We start from the raw sequence: 23,981 nt of genomic DNA, 5'->3' as shown, positions 1-23,981 counted from the left end.
TGAAAATATCATCGTTTTATTATAAATTTGCATGTTTCCTTTAATGAAAGCGCTTAATTAATATTTTATACTAACTTCACTGATAACAATTATAGAGCTCCAGCTAATGAAATGGGTTTCATAACGAAAGATTGGATTCGAAGGAGGGCAACGAGTGCAACCATCCAAAAATAATAAAGCTGTCATCCATCTCTCACCGGAAGCACTGAGAATAAACGGGAATTCGCAAATCATACTTTGCGCCTCCTTATTTTACTTTCGACTCCCGCAGGGCGTGTGGAAAGAGCGGCTGCTTAAGGTGAAAAGTGTGGGCTATAACGCGATTGACGTCTACTTTCCTTGGAACCACCATGAGACTCAAGAGGGCGTATGGGATTTCTCAGGGGAAAAAGATGCTGCGCAGTTCCTGAAGGAGGCATCAGATGCCGGTCTTTGGGTGATTGCCAGGCCGGGACCTTACATTTGTTCCGAATGGGACGGCGGCGCACTGCCTGCCTATTTATTTGTCAAAGATGACCTCCATATCAGAGAGAACGACCCTCATTATCTGCAGCATGTGGCTAGATGGTATGGTCAGATTCTGCCCATTATTCGCAACTATGAGAATGGACAAGGGGGGACGGTCATTGCCGTTCAGCTGGAGAATGAGCTGGATTTCTATCCTTGCGCTGATCCTAAGGGCTATATATCCGCTTTACGGGATATGGCCGTCCAGCATGGCATTTCTGTACCTCTGCTGGCATGTGCAGGTCAAGGGGGATTGCAGGAGGCTTCAGGGTTCTCTGAAGATGTGGTGCCAACGTGCAACTTTTATCCAAATGACCGTGATCCGTTCTTTGAAGAGAAGGTGCTCTGGTATAGGGAAAAGTTAGCCCGGTACGGGTATCCCTTGCTTGTCACAGAAACGAATCGTTCGCACTTTCTGCTTCGCAGATTGCTGTCTGCCGGAGCGAAGATGCTCGGACCTTATCTGCAAGCTTCAGGCACAAATTTCGGGTTTACGAATGCGGCCAATAATTGGGGCAATCCCCTTTCTTTCCTCACATCGGATTACGATTTCAATGGCATGCTGACTCCGGAAGGACATCTTCGAGAGGAAGCCTACGAAGGCAAACTGCTGGCCCGGCTGATTCAAACCTTTGGCCGTTCCTTGGCCGAAGCAACGCCGGTTGAGAGTTTAACAGGCCCCCATAGATTAGCTTTAAAGCAGGGCGGGGAACTTTTGTTTCTAACAAATGTGTCAGATACAAATGAAGACGCATACATTCAATGCTCGGATGAAAGGATTCCGCGCTATACAGCCCTTATCGCAGCCGGCGGACACTGTCCGGCCCTGCCAGTGCAGATACCACTGCAAACTTGGGACATTCCAGCGAGCGGTACTCTGGCGTATGCGACGGCTGAGCTTTTCGCAGTCAAGCAGCTTGCCAACCGAACATTGTTGGTGTTTCATACCGATGGCGAAGGAGAGCTCTGTTTTACATTTGATACGGAGGTGCGATTGGAAGGCGGAGATATGCAGGTGCATGAGGAAGCTGCCGGTCAAGTGATCGTCTCTTATCGATCCTCTGAGAAAGAAGCCAGGGCAAGGATTCATGTGTCTGAGCATCATGTCATTGAAATTATAGGATTGAATCGTACACATGCCTTGCTCTTAGAAAATATCGATGAGATCGGCAATCTGCAAACAGGTGCTTATCCGGAACGAATAACAGAAAGCGCCGATCTCCCTATTACATGGGCTCAAAGCCTTGTTAATCCGGTCGTTTCCCTGGGATCTGAGGAAATAGCGCTCGGTGACTCAGCCGACTTTTTAGAGAAAAATGGGATATATCGCGGTTTTGCTTGGTATACAGCACAGCTCAAGCGACCGAAGGAAAGCAATTATCTGGGTTATATGCTGCAGCAGGCGAGCGATGTCATTTCCTTGTATAGCGGTGATTCCTTTCTAGGTACGTTAACGCCCGGCGGAACCAGCGACTATGTGCCAATCCCAACTGAGACTCCATTCCGTGAGTCACTGACAGCTAGAGTGGAGATATGGGGACACACGAATTTCCATGATACGAATTTGCCGGCTTTGCATCTAAACAGCCTTAAAGGACTAAAGGGGATTGCAGGCATTATTTCAGTACAGGATTTAAATCAAAATTGGAGATACCAACGAATGAGTCCGGGAGAGGATAAGGAAGATTACGCAGCTGCAGACGTTAATCACCAGCATTGGCCGATTGTAAGCATTGGCGGATGGTTATCCACAGAGCAGCCTGCTCATCAATGCTACCGAAAACAGGTGAGGCTGACAGAAGAAGCGGATACATGGATGCTGCATACTGTGGGGAATTTCACTCATGCCTATGCTTATGTAAACGGCCAGGCACTCGGACAACTGAATCCGTTGAATCCCTATATGGATTTAACCCCGTATGTGAAGGCCGGAGAAACAGCTACAATAACGTTATTTTTGGATAAAACGTACGGTTCTCTAGGCGGGCAAGTTTCCCTCTATGAAGGGGTAGCAGCCAAAGAATGGACGTTGAGCGCATGTCAGGAGGCAGGTCTGCTGCGGCATGCCGATAAGTCTAAATTAGCTGCACATGCGGTTGAAGTTCCCTTATTACTCAAGCCGGGGACAGTCTCATGGTTATACGGCGAGTTAAAGGACGATAATCAAGGGCTAGGCTGGAGAATCTGCGCGAAAGGCAAGGATTTGAAGCTGACGATCTTTTTTAACGGTCATTTGATTGGGCGTCTATGGACGCAAGGCGGTGCTAATAGGCCGGTTTTCCGTGGAGGCAGTGATGATTCCGTCTATGTGCCCGGGCCCTGGTTCCGCAATGAAGATGAGGGCAACGAGATCGTTATTTTGTTAGAAGCGGTATCGGCGGTTGGGGATGCTTTGTTAGAGCCACTTCGTTTTGTACCTGTAACCGCCAATTAGATGGAAAGGAGCGTACGCATGAGAACTGCCATCACCTCAAGCAGCTTAGAAGAGGAGCGTATGATGATCAAAAAGCGCTCAAACGGGTTGCGCAGATTTTGGTCACACCGCACCTTACTGTTTATGTGTGTGCCTGCTATATTATTTTTCTTGGTTATGTCGTATCTACCGATGCCGGGGCTGTACCTTGCATTTATCAACTACAACTATAGCAGCGGGTTGTTTGGAAGTCAGTTCGTGGGATTTGATAATTTTAACTTTCTGGTCACCTCAGGGGCATTATGGAAGCTCACCTTTAATACGATTGCCTATAATCTTGCGTTTATCCTTATTGGAAATACGCTGCAGATTAGTATCGCCATTTTGCTGAATGAACTTCGAAAAAAATGGTTCAAGAAAATTGCGCAATCGCTCATGTTTTTACCCTTTTTCATCTCCTTCGTTCTGGTGGGCCTGATTGCCTACAACATTCTCAGCTATGATTACGGTTTGCTGAATGGCATCCTTAAATCCATCGGTTGGGACCCGGTGAAGACATACTCAAACCCCGGTATTTGGCCATTCATTATTGTCATTACTTATCTGTGGCAGTCTACCGGGTATGGGTCCATCGTCTACTTCGCCGCCATTATGGGATTGGATTCGGAGATTGTAGAAGCAGCCGAGATTGACGGTGCCAACGCACTTCAGCGTATTCGCTATATCGTGCTGCCTTGGTTGAAGCCTACTTTTATTATTTTGCTGCTGTTCTCTTTAGGCGGTATTCTCAGAGGGAATTTTGGATTATTTTATAACTTGGTTGGGGCCAACAATACAGCCTTATTCGATGCAACGGACATTATTGAGACTTTCGTGTTCCGTTCATTAATGAACAATTTTAATTTCTCGTTAGGAAGCGCTGTCAGCTTGTATCAGTCTGTCTTTGGATTCTTCATCGTCATCACGGCTAACTGGCTCGTTAAAAAGACTTCGCCTGAGAATTCTTTGTTCTAAATCAAGCGCGCAAGCCAGACAAATTAGTAGCTTAGGGGGTACAAACAGTGGAGCAAGTCATCGCACGGCAAAGGGGAACTGATTTTTCTTCGGTGGCCATCCGCGTATTTGGTTATGGGTTTATTGGTTTATTCGCTCTATGCTGTCTACTTCCATTCCTGCTCGTTCTAGGCACCTCATTCACCGCAGAGAAATCGATTACGCTGCATGGCTATAATCTGTGGCCCAAGGAGTTCAGTACATTTGCTTATAAAATTGTTTTCGAGAATCCGGGATTGATCATCGGCTCCTATGGGGTAACGATGGGAATTACCTTGGTCGGAACGACAATCGGATTATTTATCGTCGCTATGACCGGATATTCCTTGCAGCGCCCTGATTTTCCGTATCGAAATCGCATTTCTTTCTTCATCTACTTTACAACGTTGTTCCAAGGCGGAGTTGTTCCCTTTTATTTGATCATGACACAGTGGTTGCACCTGAAGGATAACTATTTGGCGGTGCTTCTGCCGGGATTGATGAGCCCGTTTCTGATCATTATGATGAAAAGCTTCGTCACCTCGATCCCGCATGCGATCACGGAATCAGCCAAAATGGATGGGGCTGGAGACTTCAAAATTTTCACCAAGCTCATCTTGCCGATGACAACACCGGCCTTAGCTACAATCGGCCTGTTTATTGCACTTGGTTATTGGAATGAATGGTACAATGCCATGTTGTTCCTTTCACCGGATTTAAAATATAGACCGCTGCAATTGTTCCTCTATAACGTCGTGACCAGTGCTGATTTTATTAAAAACTCCTCTGTCTCATCGAATGTTCAGCCCAGAGATATGCCGCTAGAGTCCATGAAAATGGCAACTGCGGTCGTTGCAACAGGACCTGTTATTCTATTTTTTCCGATGGTTCAGAAATATTTCATCAAGGGTATTACCGTTGGCGCAGTGAAAGGCTGACGCAAAGCATATACCAACATATTAATGGGGAGGCATTTTCGTATGGATAATAGAAAGAAGAAAACGCTTGGCGTAGCCTTAACAGCAACACTTGCTTTCAGTCTAACCGCATGCACGTCATCTTCGAACACGACAACAAGCCAGGCCGGCACTACTGCAACAACCGCAACCGCTACGGGAGCAAGTGCTTCACCCAGTAAAATGGATACATCGGAATTTCAAACCATTTCATACGTCATGCTGGGTGACAAACCGAAAAACGGTCAATTTGAAAAAGTGATGGAAAAGGTTAATGCCATTTTGAAGCAAAAGGCAAATGCCAAATTGGAGATCAAGTGGGTGGAGTGGGCGGATTGGCAAACCAAATATAATTTGCTGCTCGCTTCCGGGGAGCCTGTGGATCTAATTACCGTTGCAACGGATTGGCTGGATACATGGCAAAATGCACAAAAAGGCGCTTTCATGCCTCTCGATAAGCTGCTTCCGACCTACGCGCCGTTAACATGGAATGAAGTACCGCCTGAGAACTGGGCAGAGACAAAATACAAGAATCAAATTATGCTCATTCCGGAAGATCATTATACGCAGTGGGTGAACCATGGATTCTTGTACCGTGGCGATTGGGCCAAGGAATTCGGCATAACAACACCCATTAAAGATTGGGAAACGATGGGCAAATACTTCCAAGGCGTTAAAGATAAGAAGCCAGGCGTCGTTCCTTGGGATGCGAATGGAACCGCTGCCGGTAATATCGGAGGCTACATTAATTCCTACACCGATGCGATTGAACTTCCTGTCAATACAGGCTTATTCAATCTGATTTACGGCAAATCGTACGATCAGAAATATACAGCCTACAGTCCTATTTTCGATAGCACTTTCGTTGATTTTGCTAAACTAATGAAAGATTGGGGCGATAAAGGCTTCTGGCGTGAGGATGTGCTGAACTATAAGGGAGATAACCGTGCCGAGCTTGAAGCGGGCAAATCCTCCGTGGATCAGCATCATACGCAAACGTTCCTTGGAGAGCGTATCAAGATGGATAAGCTGCAGCCTGGTTCCGATCTTCAATTTTTCCCTTTTTCCGCTACGCGCAACAATCTCGTTTCCATGTCCATTACGCATGGAGGAACTTCTATCGGTGCGAAAAGCAAACATCCGGAACGCGCTCTGATGGTGTATGAACTCATTCGCCAGGATCCTGAAGTGTATCATTTGATGAACTATGGCCTTGAAGGGGTTCAATATGTCATGAAAGATGGCAAACGTTTCCGTCCGGATGGCTATGATGTACAACGAGACGATTTCTACAGCAATTTCTGGGGTGGACGTACAGACAAAAATGAAATCCCTGACGGTACGGATTGGGTGGGCAAGGGAGCCCTATACGCCTCCTATGACAAGATCAAAAAGCCATTTCCATACGGCCGTTTTGTTTTCGACAAGGCTGCTGTATCCAATGAGCTGACGGCTATTACACAAATTGTAGGTCAAATGGCGCCTGCCATTCTATACGGCAAAGCCGGTGACCCGGAGAAGGCAGTGAATGATTTCCGTACGAAGCTAAAAGCGGCCGGGTACGATAAGCTGCAGGCGGAAGTGCAGAAGCAGCTGGATGCTTTCAAAACAACCGTAGAGAGCAGTAAATAGAAGAGGTCGAAGGTCTGTTTCCGAACAGGCCTTCGATCTATATCACTCAAGTAACGGAGAGTGTATGCCCCTGGAATCCATTACCGTCTACGATATTGCTAGGGAAGCTAACGTTTCCGTCGCAACAGTTTCCCGTGTTCTTAATGATACGGCTCCCGTTCGTACGTCAACTAGACAGAAGATTATGGCTATTATTGAAAAGCATAAGTTTCAGCCTAATGCTTTGGCACGCAGCCTGGTGAACAAGAAAACAGGTATGATCGGTGTTTTGTTTCCGGATAGCAGTAACATGTTCTTCCCTGAAGTATTCGGAGGGGCGGAAAGAGCTGCGCAAAAGTTGGGGTATACGCTTTTTCTATGTAATACGTTTAGCGATTTCAGCAGAGAGTCCGAATATTTAACTTTACTTCGGGAAAGGCAGGTTGAAGGTCTTATTTTCATGGGCGGCCGCATTAATTCACGGCATTGTCCCGATGCACTCGTGCAGGAAGTACTGGATATTCAGAAGAAAATTCCGGTGGTTCTCATTAACGGATCACTGCCTGGTCATCCATGCCATCGGGTGAAAACGAACGAATATTTGGGGACAGAGCTCATCATGCAGCATTTAATCGATCACGGACATCGGCATATCGGGTTTTTGGGCGGAAGCGGGGAAACCACGACAACGTTTGAGAAGCTGCAGGCGTTCCGGCGCATGATGCATGCGAATCGTTTCCCGGTTCGTAAAGATTGGGTACGTCTGGGGGATTTTTCAATAGACTGCGGATATGAGTTGATGAGTCAGACATTGGAGCACAGGAACCCGCCTACGGCTGTCATGTGCATTAATGACTATGTGGCTATCGGGGCGATGAAAGCCGCAATATCTCGAGGATTGCGTATCCCTGAGGAGATGGCGATTGCCGGATTTGACGATACACAGCTTTCATCGGCTATGAATCCAGAGCTGACGACCGTTTCACAGCACAGCGAACAATTGGGCAGGCAAGCTATGGCCATTTTGCACAAGTTAATTCAGAAGGAAAAAGTAAAGAAACTGACGGTTCTAGTGCCGAAGCTTATCGTTAGGCAGAGTACATAGGAAATCTGGAGGCGTTCACTAATTAAGTGCGGAGGCTATTAGGGTATGCATGGATTCCACTGAACAAGAACAATACGACAATTGAATGCTATATAAATGGTAATATACACCAATATATGATTTCGTCTAATGGCAAAGGCTGCTGGGGGCCACCCCATCCAACCGTTCCATGCCTCGCGGGAAGATAGGGATAGGTGAACCGAATAATAAGAGCCCCAAAAGACTTCTATCACAGCCGAAAAGCCCCGTTTTCGCAGGATAGGAGTCTCTGGAGGCTCTTATTTGCGCGGATTCAGCTTGAATCGAGCCAGATCCGAGAAATAAGAGATCCAAAAGACTTCTATCACAGCCGAAAAGCCCCGTTTTCGCAGGATAGAAGTCTCTGGAGGCTCTTATTTGCGCGGGTTCAGCTTGAATCGAGCCAAATGAAGCGAAAGTTTCGATGAGCATGGGTATTGGGAAGCTTTTGCGGCCAAGCTTAAAGAAGTGCCAAAGTTTTGTGCCTCCGGAGATTCCCGAAGATCTTTGACCGATTTTTTTTAGCTATTCAAAATTCAGTGAGTCTCGCCGAAATTAAACATAGGATATTTTATCCATGTCAAAAAGGGAAAACACGTCCCCTTATAAAACAACTTCGGAGGCTGGACAGAATGAAACTTACGCTTTATAAGAAACTGCTTTTTAGCTTTGTCATTGTTTTACTGCTTCTAACGGCTATTAGTTTGACGTCCCAAGTTAAGATGAAATCCATGGGTGAAACCGCCAAGCAAACGACGGATAAGGGACTTCCCTCTGTCATTTTGCTTGGCAATTTAAATTACGATTTGAAAAGTCTCGACGATCAAATGCTGCGCCTCCAATTCAATATGGAGGATAAAACGAAACAAAATTTAAGCGGAACCGGTATATTGGGGGATGAGAGCACGACTACTCCAGTAGAGAGGATCCAAACCTTGTTTAATGGTATTCAAAAGAAAGTCAGTCTTCTGGAAGGGATTTTCCAGGAAGAAAAAGACGTCCAAATGCTCAATGTTTTTAAAGAGCAGTGGACACAATACGCTAGCGCCTTCCCTTCAACGCTCGCTGCCGCGCAGCAGCATGGAGCTGAAGGCATGGCGCTCATCCAGGTCTCAGACAGCAGTCTGGGCAGCTGCTCCTTGTTGATTGAGATGTTTACCCAACGCATACAGGATGACGCGGAAGGAGGGGCAGCACAGGTAGAGCATTCCTATCAGAGCGGTGTAACGTGGAATATTATACTCAGTATAATTGCCGTGCTTTTGGGACTGATCATCTCGTTCCTGATCGCGCGTCACGTCTCCAAACCGATTTCCTCCATGAGTGCTGCCGCCAAACGCATTTCCGAGGGGGATCTTTCCGTAACCTATACGGTTATGAAACGGCGGGATGAGATCGGGGATCTCCAAGCCTCTTTTGCTCAAATGACGGAGCATATGCGCAGTATGATCGAAGCCGTGAATGGGCACGCCCAAAGCGTCTCCTCCTCTGCGGAGCAGCTTCGCACAAGCTCCATCGATATGCAGGAAGTGTCGCATCACATCACTCAGACAGTGAAAGAAGTGGCAACCGGTGCGGATCAACAAACGCTGGCGATGGAAGAAACTACGCGTTCTATGGAGGAAGTCGGCGCCGGCATCTATCGTATGGCGGAAAGCGCCTCCTCCATTGCAGAGTCTATCGAGTGGACCAAACAGCAGGCCGAATCCGGTGGAACGTATGTGCAGAGCACCGTTCAGCAAATGGAATCGATTCATGAATCTGTCCATCAAACCGATAAAGTCATGTCATTATTGGAGCAAAAATCCCAAGAGATCGGACATATTTTACAAGCGATTCAGGATATTTCCAAGCAAACGAATCTTCTTGCCCTTAATGCCGCGATTGAAGCGGCGCGTGCTGGCGAGCAGGGGCGCGGCTTTGCTGTCGTATCCGGCGAGGTCCGTAAGCTGGCCGAGCAGTCCAGCCAATTCTCGGCTGAAATCTCCACCTTGCTCGGTGAAATTCAATCCACCGTCCAAGATTCGAACGAAGCGTTGAGCCAAGTCAAAGAGGAAGTGCAAACAGGCATTGAGCTCGTTCAGAAAACGGAGCAAAACTTCGGCGAAATTGTGCAGTCGACGAATCAAGTGGCTTCGCAAATTCAGGAGATGGCGGCAACTTCCGAACAAATGTCGGCAGGCGCTCAAGAGGTTACGGCTTCTGTTCAGGAAGTAGCTTCCATCGCCAGAAAAACCGCCGACTCTTCTCAGGACGTTTCACACTCTGCCGTCAATCAGCTTGAAACGACCGGCGAAGTCAAAGTCGCTGCTCAAACCTTATCCGACATGGCCGAGGAAATGCAGCAGATCTTAGCTCGTTTCCGTATTGCTTAATCTATCCACAAACAATAAAAAAGGAGCCCTCGTTAAAGAGCAGGCTCCTTTTTGTTCGAGGTATCGAGGAAAACCTTCCCAAATTCTAGAGCTTAGCGAGATATCGTGGAAACTTTTTCCATGTATGTGCGTAAATAAAGTTTATAACCGAGGAAGTTTGACGCAACTGAGTTGACATAATGTTGTAAGTTTGTTTATTACGTCGGTTTGCAAATTCTTGAATAAATTGATAATTAAAGAGGGAGGAGATTTGTAATGTTAGGCATTATCGTGATTTTACTGTTGTCATGGCTTTTGCTACGTTTCACGATTAGGCAGCAATTGTCCGTACTAGGATACAATCCCATTGGTCTGCGCCTACGGCAATTTGGTATTGCTTTACTGATTGGTTTGTTCGTTTGTGTGGTTGTCAAATGGACAGAGTCTGTGGTTACGTCAGCGGGCTGGGAAGTAAACTCAGGCTATCAATGGTCTAATTTTTTCTCCGCTAGTTGGTGGAGTTTTAAGTCTGTTTGGTTTGAAGAGCTGCTATTTCGAGGCGCACTGCTTGTCATACTGATCCGCTGGCTGGGTGTTCGATTGGGAATTGTTCTTTCGGCAGCCGCGTTTGGGGCTTATCATTGGTTCTCGTATGGTTTGTTCGGCAATATCCCTGTCATGATCTTGATGTTTGCAACTACTTTTGTGATGGGACTGGTATGGGCGTATGCGTACTCAAAATCTGGTTCCATGGCGATCGCAGTAGGCAGCCATCTTGGTTGGAATGCAGCATCGGCAATCATCTTCTCTGACGGTCCTATTGGTGATCAATTGTTAATTCAGCTTAAAGGTGCTGAGTATGTCCCGCTCACGGGCTTGCCGTCGCTATTGTTCTTTATCGCTTCGAACACAGCATTACCACTCATACTTTTTTTCTGGATCAAGTACAAGATACGAAATCGACCAAGCGAAACATAGTAGAGAGTAGGCAAAAAATCAGCCTCTAAAAAAATGAAGCCGGTTAATCCTTAAAGTAGGAGAAATCGGCTTTTTTCTTTATTTTCTTCGCACACTTGTTTATTGTTTATTTTTATGATGAAGAACGGTATGAACGACCGTAGGGCGCCAATTAATGATTTTAATAAGCTGTTCCTGCATATAAGCGGGCGTGTGCTTGAATCCACTTTCAACCCAGTACAAAACCAGTCCAAGCAAGGCATGGATGGAGTAAATCGAGAGAAGTTCTTGGTCAATTTGGTTGTCTGCGTGGATCAATTCTTCCTGTGTGATCTTTTTTAAGGCCGTGAACATTTTTTCCCGCAGGTTGGGGAGAACGTCACTCTTCATCAAAACGGTATACGTGGATGAATGCTCAAACATATGCTCGAAAATCATAACGGAATTTGCCGGCAATTCATGTATGCGAAATACTTCATTCTTTTCGTAAGGCGCTCGAAATGCAAGCAGCAATTTTTGAATCAACTCAGTAAGGATGTCATCGAGCAGATCTTCCTTACTTTCATAGTTGGAATAAAAAGTACCGCGATTATAATTCGCCTCCTCCACAATTTCGGTTATCGAAATGGAAGTAAACGGCTTTTTGGACATAAGAGTCAATAAGGCGTTTTTTAAAGCATGCTTACTTCGAAGGATTCGGCGGTCGGTTTTATGAGAAGATTCGCTCATTCCATTCACTTCCTCATGTAATATTCAACAAAGTCCCCGTTTCTGTTCGTTAGAGAACAAATACAACATTATTGCTGATTGAAATCCTTTTCATCTATTGATTATACTTGTTTTAACAGATGTTTTGTATTCAACATTTGTTCATTTTTTATAACATGGAGGTATCCTATAATGAGGCTTTCAGGAAAAGTAGCTGTAGTTACAGGTGCTGCTTCGGGGATGGGTAAAGCAATCGCTGAACTTTTTGCAGCTGAAGGAGCAAAGGTAGTTGTCTCTGATTTACGCCTTGAAGCGGCTCAGACCGTTGTATCCGGTATTGAATCTAACGGCGGTGCAGCCATTGCGCTCGCAGCAAATGTGGCAGTAGAAGAGGATGTCCAACAGTTAATAGATAACGCGGTAAAACAATTTGGTACAGTTGACATATTGATTAACAATGCAGGTATCATGGATAACTTCGTTCCTGCAGCAGAATTAACGGATGAGTTGTGGGAGAGAGTTTTTGCGATTAATACAACGGGGCCGATGCGAACAACGCGCAAAGTACTTCCGATTTTCACAGAGAAAAAGAGCGGTGTCATTGTTAATATAGCTTCGGCGGGGGGCTTGTACGGTTCGAGGGCCGGTGCCGCTTATACAGCAGCAAAGCATGCAGTGGTCGGTTTCACCAAAAACGTTGGCTTCCAATACGCAACCTCAGGTATTCGCTGTAATGCTGTGGCACCGGGCGGCGTGAACACCAACATTGGCTCATCGATTACAGCTCCAAATGCATTCGGTATGGAACGTGCAACCATTGGAATGGGGATTAACCCGCGTGTAGGCGATCCGGAAGAAATTGCGAAGATTGCTTTGTTCTTGGCTTCGGATGAATCAAGCTTTGTTAATGGTACAGTTGTTACAGCGGATGCCGGTTGGACAGCTTACTAGAATCCCATTGCGAAAAGCCCTATGAACTTTATCATAGGGTTTTTTCACGTTTGTCGGAGCGGTGAAGCCATTCATCGTATTTTAACGTAAAAAACTGATTACAACTATTGCTGCACCGAATAACAATAAAAGCGAGAAAGCGAAGTATCCGAATAACTTTAGAGGCCGCGGCATACGATTTAAATCCATTTTTTTAATCGGTCCGCCCTCGATATTTTGAATAGAACGAAGATACTCATTTCTTGACCTGTGGGGTAGCCTTCCCAGTAGTTCTGCTTCTGTGGTCAGAATAAAGGAAAAAGTTCCATCTAAATGGACCGCAGATGCTTGTCAGATCTATTTAGCTGGAAAACCTCCCTCTATTTGCACCGATTTCGTCAGAATCGACTAAACCCGGTCAAATTAATGGGAGGTTTTCCTTCTAAATTCCCTGCAAGGGCATCATTCGAGCCATGTAGAGGGGGATTTTCCAGTTAATTACCCTCGCCGTCGGCTCAACTTGAGATCCGCTCGATTGCGGGAACTCTATTCCCTTATTACGGCGAAAAGCGTAATACCAGGCGCCTAAGGGGAACTACAGGGCCTTATTTCGCCGCGATGATCGAACGAGCTGCTCGGAATGGTGAAATAGCGGACACCAGTTCCCTTCCCTTTGCCAAAAGGGCTGTTTCCAGCCAAATAGCGCCCTGTAGTTCCCCTCCCAGCGATACTCAAGTTCTCAGAAGGACATGCTCTGCAAATGCGCCTCGAGCCGGTCAAGATTTTGCTCGTTGCCTGGTAATGCGAAGTTCTTGATGGCGCCAAAGACGGCAGCGGTTTCGAAAAGCTGGCGCCAAGTCAGCCTGGTTTGGCCGCCAAGATCCTCGAAGGTTGCCGTAAGCTGAAAGTGGGGCGCGCAAAGATGCCGCAGCACGATCCGTTCGGGCCCAACTTCGACAAATTCGCTTTTGTTGGGATAATCGACTCCGTTCGGTCCGTGCATCACGAACTCCCATATCCCTCCCGGCCGTATATCGAACTCGTGAAACGTATTCGTAAACCCGTTCGGCCCCCACCAACGTGCCAAATGCTCGGGTTTTGTCCAAGCTTCGTAAACGAGAGCAGGGGATGCATTCATCACCCGCGTTGTTACCAATTCGTATTCTTCCACAGCGCTGATTTCACTGTTTGGCGTACGGTTCTCCGACATTTCCGTTCCTCCTCTGCCTGTTAAAATAGGTTAGCCGATCTCCAGCAGCACACCCAGCTTGTCCAGCATTTCCTTCGTGCCGTGCTCGCGCTGAGCAGGCGTATCGTGGCCGTCCAGGAAGACGCCTTGCTCAGTGAAAATCAGCTTGGTGCCTTCACCCTCCAGCTTGAATTCGACGGTCGTTGCGGAAACGGACATCCGCGTCTCGTCCATGTCCAGCGTATAGGTGTAAATGATGCGCTCGTTCGGCACAATATCGTGATACCGGGCATCGAACGTAAATACCGGTCCGCCGGGAGGCCCCCCTTGACTGCTTTCTCCACCGCCGACACGGAAGTCAAACGCATCCGCTTTAGAAAACCACTGCTCTTTCAGGCGGGGGTCCGCCCAGTAGGTAAAAGTCTTTGCGGGCGAAGCTTTATAGACTCTTTCGACGACGAAAGTATGATGAACGGTAGATCGGTTGTTCATGATTTTCAGCTCCCTTGATTCGATTCGCCGGCATCCTTGTCGAGGATGTCGCCAAGCAGGTCCAGACGGTGTTCCCAAGTCATCCGGCGTTCGAGGATCATTTTCTCATGGCTCTTTTTCATTATTTCCAATAATTTCGTAAAATCTTCGACTGTCACAGGTTGTTTTAAATGCATCAGGTTGGAAACGTATTCCAATCCGCTCAAAAGCTTTTGCTGCATCGCGATCGTTTCTTTGAGACGGGTGATTTGCAGTGACACGATTTCCAGCGGACTGAATTGCCCGCCGGTTACTACGGATTTGATCTCCTCCAGCGATAAGCCGAGCTCTTTTAACGACAGAATTTGCTGCAATCTCGACAGGTCGGCCTCGTTATACAGTCTGTGCCCTGAATCGGAATGCGCCGACGGAGAAAACAGACCGATCTGATCGTAAAACCTCAATGTTCGTATCGTGAGTCCCGTGAGCTTAGCGAGCTCTCCCACCTTCCAAAGCTGCTTCATAATCACCTCTTTTTACTGCGCATCGTTTTACCGGTAACTATACTATAAAACATGACGTTACGTCATGTGCAAGCGTTAAAATGCAGTTGCATTAAAGGAATGAAATGATATCCTTAAATTTACAAATTTTTTACACGTAGATCACACTTTTATCATCAATGTCAAATATGGTGAGAAAGAGCATTTGCCCAAACGAATAAGACGGAGGTTTCCATCCCATGAGGAAGTTCAGTTCACTCAAGAGTACCACAATCATCGCAGTCGTTACCGCGATAACCGTCACCATAGCGGGCTGCAGCGCGCCAGCAAGCACCGCTAAACCAGGGGCAAACGGCCGATCGGGAACACGCCAGATGACCGTAGAAACACAAATCGTGAAATTGTCGGACATTGGTGGCGGGCAAGTATTTACGGGCTCGATCACGCCGGCTTTCACCACGAATCTTTCTTCCAAAGTGAATGGCCGCATTACTTCCCTTGATGTGAACATCGGGGATACAGTGAAAGTTGGACAAGCTTTAGCGCACATTGATACTTCCACGCTTCAGCAATCCTTCGAGCAGACCCAGAGTGATTTTGCTTTAAGTCAGGTGCAGTACAACAAAGTAGTGAACGATCAAGCGAATAGTCTGGCTTCAGCACAGAAATCGCTAGCCGTTCAGCAAGCCGCATATGAGAAAACGATGAATGATCAGAAGAACGCAGTAGCTCTAGCGCAAATCCAATTGAATAATGCGATGACGACACAGCAAAACGCAATTGAAACGGCTAAGCAAGGGGTTTCTACGGCACAGGTTGGATTCAGCAAAGCGCAATCGGATGCGGCTACAGCTGTGACTGTCGCCCAAACGAACTTAAACTCACAGTTGGACAGCTTATTAACAACACAGAACAATAATATAGATACCTATCAACTGAACGTACAACAAGCTGTTGCTGCCTATAATACAGCTGTTCAGACCGGAAAGGACATAGACAATGCATTTGCCAAGCTGCAAAGTACGCAGCTTACATTGCAGCAGTCGCAGCAGGCTCAATATAAAGATACACAGTCGGCACAGCAATCGTTGACCACCTTGCAGAATGCGTTGTTGACTGCACAAAGCTCGCAAGCTGTACAAGTTGCACAGGAGAGTTTAAACTCCGCGCTTTTATCACTAGCTAACACGCAAGCAAGCGCTGCAGCTCAGCTCGAACTCAGTCGTACACAGCTGGCACAATCACAATCCACCCAGGATATCTCCAAAAACAGTGCAGAGGCAACGCTCGAGCAATCCAAGCAAGCGCTGAAAGCAGCGCAGTCTACGGATTCCTTGCAAGTAAGCGCAGCCCAGCTTCAGCAAACTCAAACCAAATTGAAGATTTTAAGCGAGCAGCTTCAGGATGGTGTGTTAACGAGCCCGGTAACAGGAATTGTAAGCGCAATTCTAGTGCCGGTCGGACAGAATGCGGGGCAATCTGCCGTCATGTCGATTGCTACCGTAGATCCTTTGTTGGCAACGGTGAACATATCGGAAGCATCCATTGGCAAAATCAAAATGGGCTCATCGATGTCGGTGAAAATCCCTACGTTGAATAAAACGTTCGATGGAACGGTATATGCCGTTCATCCAACAATGGATCCTACATCCAAATCCTTTCTGGTAGACATTAAAATTAATGATGAGAAGCACGAAGTATTACCCGGGATGTTTGCGGAATCCTCGCTCAAAAGTGAAGGCAAACAATCCATTGTTGTGCCTGCAGATGCCGTTCTCAGCCAACCGAGTGGCAATGCGGTATACATCGTTAAAGACGGCAAAGCTTCGAAAGTGCTTGTAAAAGTAGGCGTGATGACGAGCGCATCCTTCGAAATTACAAGCGGCCTGAAGGTTGGAGACGAGCTGGTTGTAAAAGGGCAAGAGCTGCTTTCCGATAACGTTCCGGTACAAATTAATCAACCGGGACAAGAGAACGGAGCAGGCAAAGGCCAGGGACAAGCCGGCCAAGGTCAGGGGCAAGGCAGAGGCCAGGGAGGTCAAGGAGGTCAAGGAGGTCAAGGTGGCCAAGGCCAAGGTGGTCAAGGTCAAGGCGGTCAAGGTCAAGGCCAAGGAGGCCAAGGCCGAAACGGGCAAGGCACGCAAGGTAAGGGACCTGCCCCGTCAGGGACAAGGCCAAGCGGCAATGGCCCTGACGCAGCGGCTCCGAAAGCGGGGGCTGGACAGTGAAATTAGCTAATTTCTCCGTTCATCGCCCTGTCACTATCTTGATGATCATGATTTCGCTCGTCATTGTGGGTTCGATTGCGATTCCTCTTTTGCCGGTGGATCTTTACCCGAATCTGGAAATTCCATCGGCAACCGTATCGGTTTCATGGAGCGGTGCATCGCCAGGACAGATCGAGCAGCAAATTACGAAGCCGATTGAGAATGCTATGGCTACCGTTACAGGAGTAACGAGTATTAGCTCTAACTCCCGTACTGGTTCAAGCAACGTTACCTTGCAATTTAATTACGGTACGAATATTGATCAGGCTACATTAACGATGAGGGATAAATTAGATCGTGTCCGAAGGCAGCTTCCTTCCGATGCAGATGCTCCAGTCGTATCACGTGTCGATCCGAACAGTACACCGATCATGACATTGGCTTTGTATGGCAAAACCGACCTTGTCACTCTGCGCGACATTGCTGACAATATTGTTAGTCCCGATGTTCAGCGTTCGGATGGTGTCGCTTCGGTTGGCGTTACCGGAGGTCGTGTCAGACAAATTCAAATTCTTGTAGAGCCAAGCCGCTTGCAGCAATACAATATTTCTTTCAGTACATTGGTGTCAGCGCTCGGGAATGATAATTCTTCCACCGATGCCGGACTTGTCAATAAAGGAAGTCAACTGGTGCCCTTGCATATTGATGGGGAATTTAAATCAACGGCAGATATCGGCAAAGTACAAGTACAGCTGGGGCGTGGACAAACGATTGCTCTAAGCGAACTCGGCACAATTATAGACACGTATCAAGATGTTACGCTTGAAGCGCGTAAAGACGGAGAGGCCAGCGTTTCTCTCTCAGTACTCAAACAATCGGATGGAAACACGGTTTCCGTGTCCAGCAACATCCAGAAGTCGCTTCAAGATATTCAATCCAAGCTGCCGGAAGGCATGCATATCGCGGTATTGAATGATTCCGCCAAGTTTATTCGCGATTCCTTGCGTACCGTCGTTGAGCATACGTTGCTCGGAGGCGTGTTCTCGGTCATCATCTTGTTGTTCTTCTTGCGAAGCATAAGAGCGACACTCATTATCGGTCTCGTAATTCCGATTTCAATTATCAGCACATTCAGTATGATGTATTTCGGTCATCAAACGATTAACACGATTACGCTTGGCGGCTTGGCACTCGGTCTCGGTTCGCTTGTAGACTTCGCCGTCGTTGTTTTGGAAAGCATTTTCCGTAAACGACATGAAGGCTTGTCTCCTGAAGAAGCCGCCAAAGTGGGAACGGCCGAGGTGGGAACAGCGGTTATGGCTTCGGCGTTGGCCCAAATTGCGGTGTTTGCGCCGACGGCTTTCATCAGCGGTTTAGTGAAACAATTTTTCTGGCCGATGGCGCTTGTGGTTTGTTTTTCTCATATCGCGGCATGGTTTGCAGCCGTCACTTTGGTACCGATGCTGGCGGCCAAAATTTTGCGCCGCAAGGTCGATGAAGAGCTGCCGACCGGCAGAACCCTCAATCCTTTCGTGTGGTTCGGCCGGGGTATGCAGCATATCACACATTGGTACAGCAGGCTGCTCCGGTGGTCCATGCTTCACCGCTGGGTCATTATCACCATTACGGTTGTCTTATTCGCTGGCAGTGTGTACGCGGTTCGTTTTGTAGGCAGTGAATTAACGCCCAAAACCGATCAAGGACAAGTCAATTTAAATATTAATCTCCCGCAGGGTACGGATTTCGCCGTGACGAATCAAGTCGCAGCAACGTTGGAATCGAGATTGAAAGATGTGCCGGAAATAGACACTGTCTTTACATCTGTCGGATCGGCCGGAGGTGGAGCGTTTCAATCAGCGGCAACCAATACGGGCAGCATTCAAATTAGGCTAAAACCGCTCAGCGAAAGAAAGAAAAGCACCGATCAAGTTGCGGAACAAATCCGGACGCTGACAACAGGCTTCGCGGGAGCGCAAATTGGCGTGAGTGTTCCATCAGGCGTGCGTCTGCCGGGGCTTGGCGGTGGCGGCAACTTCGGCGGCGGCGACATTCAAGTTAATCTATCCGGGCCGGATTTAGCGATTTTGCAAAAGCTGGGCGATCTCGTCGTACAAGAAATCTCATCCGTAGATGGCACGCGCAATGTGCAAAATACGTTAGACCGTTCGATTCCGCAATTTAATTTAACGATCGATCGCGATGCAGCGGCACATTACGGCGTATCGTTAAGAGATGTGATGACGGCATTGCGAACAGCCTATCAGGGAAGCGTGGCTACGCAGTTTAAAACAGCCAGTTCACAAATCTCTGTTCTCGTGAAGTATCCGAACGATTTTACGAATAAGCTGGAAAATTTCAATAATGTGACGATTACGACGACAAGCGGTGCGGTTGTGCCGGTCAGTCTCATTGCCAAGGTTGAACCGGGAACAGGTCCTGCGCAAATTCGCAGGCAAGATCAGAACCGTGTGGCAACGGTGCAAGCTTCCGTTTTCGGAGCTTCCGTCGGGGAAGTATCGGCTCTGGTTCAACAGAAAATTGATGCGATACAACCACCGGATGGCTACCAGGTTACGATGGGCGGTCAGCAGCAAAGCCAGAATGATTCCTTCAAAAGCTTATACTTGATTCTTATACTATCCGTTGCCTTAGTGTACATGGTTATGGCTAGTCAATTTGAATCGCTATACGGGCCGTTTATCATCATGTTCTCGCTGCCTCCGACGTTCATAGGAGCCATCCTGGGACTTCTGGTGACCCATCGAACCATTAATATGAACTCCATCATCGGAATGATTATGCTGGTCGGAATTGTCGTGAATAATGCCATTGTTTTAATCGATTATACGAATCAATTGCGAGCCAAAGGCATGCCGTTATTCGATGCTTTAATTGAAGCGGGCAAAGTACGATTGCGGCCTATTCTGATGACTACAGCGACTACCGTACTTGCGATGGTGCCTCTTGTCATTGGATTCGGAGAGGGTGCGGAAACGCAAGCTTCCATGGCAACCGTTGTAGCATTTGGCTTAACCTTATCCACACTGATCACCTTGGTACTGATTCCTGTTGTTTACACATTGCTGGACAGTTGGAAAAACGGCATTACGAGAAGATTTAAACGCAAGCCTGCAATGGTTCAGGAACAAGGCACGACTGCCACATTATAGGAAGTGCGAATATAGCCAACATAGCTTTCTTAAGGAGAAGGAACATGAAAACAGTGAAACGTAATGTTACTCTCTGGCTGCTAGGTTTTCTGCTTGTTAGTTCCTTCACGGCTTTCCCGTTATTTCCCGGGAAAGTTTTTGGGGAAACGAACAGCCCTGCTGCCGGAACATCAAATATAAACCCTGCTTTGATCAAGCAAATTAGCGGCGGGAAAGGTTTCACGGTTATTTTGAAGAAAGACGGAACGGTTTGGACATGGGGAAATAATCTCCGCGGCAAGCTGGGGTCAGGGTTGAACAACCGCAATCAAGCGACGCCAATCAGCGGGTTGTCAGGAATAACCGCGATTGCGGTTGGTCAAGCTCACTCCTTGGCGCTCAAATCGGATGGCACCGTGTGGGCTTGGGGGGAGAATACATTTGGACAATTAGGCGATGGCTCAACGATAGACCGGTCCACACCTGTTCAGGTTGCTGATCTTGCCCATGTGACTGCGATTTCTGCGGGCAACTTCCACTCTGTTGCAATCAAAGACGATGGAACAGCTTGGAGCTGGGGAGATAATACGTACGGCCAACTCGGAGACGGTACGAATAAAGGCAAAAATAAACCTGTGCAAGTAATAGGCAACATAGTTTCGGTTAAAGCGATAGCGAGTGGCGCGTACCACACCTTGGCGATTGACCAAGATGGCGTTGTGTGGGCCTGGGGCGATAATTACTTTGGTGAGCTCGGCTATGGTTACGATCAGAACCGATTGAATACGCCAATTGTGACTACAAGTTCGAACTGGCATATTACACAGATCGCTGCCGGGTTCGACTTCTCATTAGCTCTCAAGGACGACGGTACCGTGTTAACGTGGGGACTGATCGATTCAGATCCAACCGCTATGTATAATGCGGTTACTACCCACACGCAAGATGAAAATAAGTTTCCCGTTCTTGTGACCGGGTTGGATCACGTCACTCAAATCACGACCGGGAGTTCGCACGCGGTTGCGTTAAAGGATGATGGCAGCGTCTATACGTGGGGGGTTAATACTTCAGGCCAACTGGGCATAGGAACTGCTTTTGACGGGAAAACATGGAATCGGTCATTCCCCGACCATGTCAATGGCCTGCCCGAAATAACGGGAATAGGTGCGGGTTCCAATTTTACTTTTGCTATCGATAAAGACGACAAGCTTTGGGCATGGGGGAACAACAGTTACAGCCAGCTCGGCGACAAGACGTTGAACAACCAATCCGCCCCGATTCAAACGCAGGTGAACGAATGGCTGAATCCTCCGGTGCTAAAGCCCGGTGAAGGAACGGTCATAATCAAAGCTCCTAGAGAACAAACCCTTACAGCGAGTGAAAGTGATACATTTGTTATCAAAAATAAACGGCTGTACGGTTGGGGAAGCAATGCGTTCGGTCAATTGGGGGATGGCACTCATACCTCGGCCATTGCACCGGAAGCGATCAGTCTGGACGGGATCGCGACCATTGAAAGCGGTGATTCTCACACAGTTGCCGTCAAGCAGGACGAAACTCTCTGGGCGTGGGGACAGAACTTCTCCGGTCAATTAGGCGATGGAACTACGACACCAAGCCCTTTACCTGTTCAAGTGAAAGAGTTGAACGGTGTTGTATCCGCGGCTGCAGGCAGTAACCATACGCTGGCGCTGCTGAATAATGGTTCCGTATGGAGTTTCGGAGACAATACGTACGGTCAACTGGGTCATGACAAAACAGAAGCGGCAAATCAAATTATTCAGCTATCTAATATTGTTGCTATCGCTTCAGGCACTAATTTTAACTTGGCTTTAGAAAATACCGGGAAAATATGGGCGTGGGGCGATAATACGAATGGACAGTTGGGAGACGGGACGCTTGCCGGCAAGCAACAGCCTGTACAAATTTCTGATCTAACCGGTGTTATCGCCATTACTGCCGGTAAAAATTTTGCACTTGCTGTAAAGAATGATGGCACCGTATGGGCGTGGGGTTACAATGCCTTTGGACAATTAGGCAACGGTACAACGGCTAATCAAACAAAGCCTGTTCAAGTGACAACACTGCCCGCTATGAAATCTGTCTATGCAGGCTCTTACCACAGCCTGGCGATCGCCAATGACGGGAGTGTGTGGGCTTGGGGCCAGAACCTGTTCGGTCAGTTAGGCGATGGGACCAAGATCAATCAGAATAAACCGGAACAAATAAAAGGAATTTCCAATGCAGTTGTCGCTGCCGCAGGTGGGACTCATAGCGTGGTGAAAGATAAGGATGGCGCCATTTGGACATGGGGAGGCAACTACACGGGCCAACTTGGGAACAATACTTTGACCAATAGCTATCAGCCGTCTGTCGTTACGGGACTTGGCGCTTCTTTCAACGACTTGGAAGGACACTGGGCGAAGGAAAATATTGTTCAGGCAGCGGAAAAAGGGATTGTGAACGGCTTTAGCGACGGAAGCTTTCTTCCTGACCGCGTGATTACAAGAGGCGAATTTGTGAAGCTTGCCGCTACGGCCATGCATTTGCCTATCGCTTCGGAGAACGCAGGCGAAGCCTGGTATCAACCTTATATCGATGCTGTACAAAAGGCGGGAATTCTGCAAATCGGAGATCTGCAGCAGGGCTGGGATCTTCCTGTTACACGTCAGGAGATTGCTGCAGTTGCCCTTCGCGCGGTAAGCCCGGACTTGCAAAAAGCGAATACCGCTCTTGCTCCGAACTTTGTGATGAGCGGGGCGGTTAACAAAGGCATACTACAAGGCTTAAGCGGCGGACAGCTGGCGCCGGAAGAAGCAACGACACGAGCTCAAGCGGTAATTGTCATTGAGCGCATCGGTAACGTTCTGCAAGGCATGACGCTGCCGGTTGATCCGCTGGCTGTAGAGCAAGCTAAGCAAGGCAGCTAACTGGAAAAACTGCCTCTAAATTGCTCGAAAGATGACCTCGCAGGGAAATAAAAGGAAAACCTCTCGTTAATTTGACCGGATTTCGTAGATTCTCACGGAACCGCTGCAAATTGCGGGAGGTTTTCCAGCTAATTGGCTCTAACAAGCTTCAGCAGTCAAATTAGAGGGAACTTTTCCCCATACACGATCCCCCGTCAAAAAAATGCTACACAGTACGAATAGACTTTATTATAATGTAAAAATAAGGATCAATTCTTTTACAAATCAGGACGAAGGAGGATCGCCTTGAATTCATTGGATGAACCAGGCGCCAATGAAGCGTAATTCAGTCCTCAGAGCGGACAACGCACTTTAATCAATAACTTGGCACGCTTTTTGGAAGCGCATACGTAGAGTGAAGAGATTCGTTATTTACAACATGTGAATTCGATGTTAGAATATATTACATTATTGGCGGTCTGGTTCTGGCGGTCGTAGGGAGACTCAATCTCTTCCCACATCCCGCTCAGAAATCGAACAGAATGCTATGTAGGAGAGTGCTCGTTTGTTATACGACAAAGACACGATTTATATTATCGGCGATGCGCAAGCTTCCGTGAACAATCCTATTACGCAGCAGTACAACGCATTTTTCATTGGACTTGTCGTGGATACAACAAGCCACAAAATCGTTGATGCAGGATGTTCGTCCACGATACCGCTCACATCGGATTTTGTCCGCTCCATCTTTATCGGGCACAATATGCTGCTCCTTGATGCGGTTGCGGAAGAAATTCGCCGGAGATACCATGGATCATCCCAGAAGGCGTTGGTCGTAGCGTACAAAGACGCACAAAAAAAATACAAATTAGCACTTAACGGCCGTGAAGAGATGGGTTTCCAAACTTCCGGTACAGTGTAAGCTGCTTTATTTATCCGTATGGCAACATACCCGTAAATAA

16 protein-coding genes are annotated in these 23,981 nt (G+C 47.5%); 12 read left to right on the top strand and 4 right to left on the bottom strand.

From position 1 onward, the window contains the following. The first annotated feature begins 154 nt into the window (after positions 1-154). From GC097_RS27470 to GC097_RS27440, 7 genes are all read left to right on the top strand, one after another. The gene (locus tag GC097_RS27470) at positions 155-2,941 is read left to right on the top strand and encodes a beta-galactosidase (RefSeq protein ID WP_171686482.1); all 2,787 of its coding nucleotides are present in this window, start codon (positions 155-157) and stop codon (positions 2,939-2,941) included. A 63-nt stretch (positions 2,942-3,004) separates the two neighbouring features. Continuing rightward, complete coding sequence (locus tag GC097_RS27465; RefSeq protein WP_376768431.1) at positions 3,005-3,934, top strand: ABC transporter permease; 930 nt, start codon at positions 3,005-3,007, stop codon at positions 3,932-3,934. A gap of 47 nt (positions 3,935-3,981) precedes the next feature. After that, entirely contained in the window at positions 3,982-4,890 is a 909-nt protein-coding gene (locus GC097_RS27460; RefSeq protein WP_171686480.1) for a carbohydrate ABC transporter permease, read from the top strand. Positions 4,891-4,932: 42 nt separating this feature from the next. After that, positions 4,933-6,540 (top strand): DUF3502 domain-containing protein, encoded by a 1,608-nt coding sequence (locus GC097_RS27455; RefSeq protein ID WP_171686479.1) that lies wholly within the window; start codon positions 4,933-4,935, stop codon positions 6,538-6,540. Positions 6,541-6,604: 64 nt separating this feature from the next. Next, positions 6,605-7,624 carry a LacI family DNA-binding transcriptional regulator gene (locus GC097_RS27450; protein ID WP_312875736.1) on the top strand — a complete coding sequence of 340 codons (1,020 nt, stop codon included), beginning with the start codon at positions 6,605-6,607 and terminating at the stop codon, positions 7,622-7,624. Between the two features lie 650 nt (positions 7,625-8,274). Further along, entirely contained in the window at positions 8,275-10,017 is a 1,743-nt protein-coding gene (locus GC097_RS27445) for a methyl-accepting chemotaxis protein (RefSeq protein ID WP_171686478.1), read from the top strand. 255 nt (positions 10,018-10,272) lie between these two features. Next, positions 10,273-10,974 carry a CPBP family intramembrane glutamic endopeptidase gene (locus tag GC097_RS27440; RefSeq protein ID WP_171686477.1) on the top strand — a complete coding sequence of 234 codons (702 nt, stop codon included), beginning with the start codon at positions 10,273-10,275 and terminating at the stop codon, positions 10,972-10,974. A gap of 99 nt (positions 10,975-11,073) precedes the next feature. Here GC097_RS27440 and GC097_RS27435 read toward each other — a convergent pair whose 3' ends face one another. After that, complete coding sequence (locus tag GC097_RS27435) at positions 11,074-11,682, bottom strand: TetR/AcrR family transcriptional regulator (protein ID WP_171686476.1); 609 nt, start codon at positions 11,680-11,682, stop codon at positions 11,074-11,076. A 168-nt stretch (positions 11,683-11,850) separates the two neighbouring features. Between GC097_RS27435 and GC097_RS27430 the strand changes: the two genes are divergently transcribed. After that, complete coding sequence (locus tag GC097_RS27430) at positions 11,851-12,612, top strand: SDR family oxidoreductase (protein WP_312875738.1); 762 nt, start codon at positions 11,851-11,853, stop codon at positions 12,610-12,612. Positions 12,613-13,330: 718 nt separating this feature from the next. On the opposite strand, the gene GC097_RS27425 is transcribed toward GC097_RS27430, so the two are convergent. From GC097_RS27425 to GC097_RS27415, 3 genes are read right to left on the bottom strand one after another with little or no spacing between them, the layout of a single operon-like run. Further along, positions 13,331-13,801 carry an SRPBCC family protein gene (locus tag GC097_RS27425; RefSeq protein WP_171686474.1) on the bottom strand — a complete coding sequence of 157 codons (471 nt, stop codon included), beginning with the start codon at positions 13,799-13,801 and terminating at the stop codon, positions 13,331-13,333. A 30-nt stretch (positions 13,802-13,831) separates the two neighbouring features. Beyond that, positions 13,832-14,272 carry an SRPBCC family protein gene (locus tag GC097_RS27420; RefSeq protein WP_171686473.1) on the bottom strand — a complete coding sequence of 147 codons (441 nt, stop codon included), beginning with the start codon at positions 14,270-14,272 and terminating at the stop codon, positions 13,832-13,834. 5 nt (positions 14,273-14,277) lie between these two features. Next, on the bottom strand, positions 14,278-14,775 hold the full coding sequence (locus GC097_RS27415) for a MerR family transcriptional regulator (protein WP_171686472.1): 498 nt from the start codon (positions 14,773-14,775) through the stop codon (positions 14,278-14,280). Positions 14,776-14,993: 218 nt separating this feature from the next. Here GC097_RS27415 and GC097_RS27410 point away from each other — a divergent pair, with 218 nt between their 5' ends. The 4 genes from GC097_RS27410 to GC097_RS27395 all read left to right on the top strand — a co-directional run bounded on the left by GC097_RS27410 (position 14,994) and on the right by GC097_RS27395 (position 23,941). After that, positions 14,994-16,982, top strand: coding sequence for an efflux RND transporter periplasmic adaptor subunit (locus GC097_RS27410; protein ID WP_171686471.1), 1,989 nt, complete (start codon positions 14,994-14,996; stop codon positions 16,980-16,982). Continuing rightward, a complete protein-coding gene (locus GC097_RS27405; protein WP_171686470.1) occupies positions 16,979-20,131 on the top strand; it encodes an efflux RND transporter permease subunit in 3,153 nt (1,050 codons plus the stop codon). The genes GC097_RS27410 and GC097_RS27405 overlap by 4 nt, the downstream gene beginning before the upstream one ends. 44 nt (positions 20,132-20,175) lie before the next feature. Further along, positions 20,176-23,040: an RCC1 domain-containing protein gene (locus GC097_RS27400; protein ID WP_171686469.1), complete on the top strand. Its 2,865-nt coding sequence runs from the start codon at positions 20,176-20,178 to the stop codon at positions 23,038-23,040. A gap of 544 nt (positions 23,041-23,584) precedes the next feature. Beyond that, on the top strand, positions 23,585-23,941 hold the full coding sequence (locus tag GC097_RS27395) for a DUF3870 domain-containing protein (protein ID WP_171686468.1): 357 nt from the start codon (positions 23,585-23,587) through the stop codon (positions 23,939-23,941). The last annotated feature ends 40 nt before the right edge of the window (positions 23,942-23,981 follow it).

This window comes from Paenibacillus planticolens (genome assembly GCF_013141725.1).
GTDB lineage: Bacteria > Bacillota > Bacilli > Paenibacillales > NBRC-103111 > Paenibacillus_E > Paenibacillus_E planticolens.
This window is presented reverse-complemented; position numbering and strand designations above follow the sequence as displayed.

What these genes read in the sequence shown, in the direction of transcription:
- GC097_RS27465 (WP_376768431.1), top strand. Translation starts at nt 3,005, where the DNA reads ATGATCAAAAAGCGCTCAAACGGGTTGCGCAGATTTTGGTCACACCGC.
- GC097_RS27455 (WP_171686479.1), top strand. Translation starts at nt 4,933, where the DNA reads ATGGATAATAGAAAGAAGAAAACGCTTGGCGTAGCCTTAACAGCAACA.
- GC097_RS27450 (WP_312875736.1), top strand. Translation starts at nt 6,605, where the DNA reads ATGCCCCTGGAATCCATTACCGTCTACGATATTGCTAGGGAAGCTAAC.
- GC097_RS27445 (WP_171686478.1), top strand. Translation starts at nt 8,275, where the DNA reads ATGAAACTTACGCTTTATAAGAAACTGCTTTTTAGCTTTGTCATTGTT.
- GC097_RS27440 (WP_171686477.1), top strand. Translation starts at nt 10,273, where the DNA reads ATGTTAGGCATTATCGTGATTTTACTGTTGTCATGGCTTTTGCTACGT.
- GC097_RS27435 (WP_171686476.1), bottom strand. Translation starts at nt 11,682, where the DNA reads ATGAGCGAATCTTCTCATAAAACCGACCGCCGAATCCTTCGAAGTAAG.
- GC097_RS27425 (WP_171686474.1), bottom strand. Translation starts at nt 13,801, where the DNA reads ATGTCGGAGAACCGTACGCCAAACAGTGAAATCAGCGCTGTGGAAGAA.
- GC097_RS27420 (WP_171686473.1), bottom strand. Translation starts at nt 14,272, where the DNA reads ATGAACAACCGATCTACCGTTCATCATACTTTCGTCGTCGAAAGAGTC.
- GC097_RS27415 (WP_171686472.1), bottom strand. Translation starts at nt 14,775, where the DNA reads ATGAAGCAGCTTTGGAAGGTGGGAGAGCTCGCTAAGCTCACGGGACTC.
- GC097_RS27410 (WP_171686471.1), top strand. Translation starts at nt 14,994, where the DNA reads ATGAGGAAGTTCAGTTCACTCAAGAGTACCACAATCATCGCAGTCGTT.
- GC097_RS27400 (WP_171686469.1), top strand. Translation starts at nt 20,176, where the DNA reads ATGAAAACAGTGAAACGTAATGTTACTCTCTGGCTGCTAGGTTTTCTG.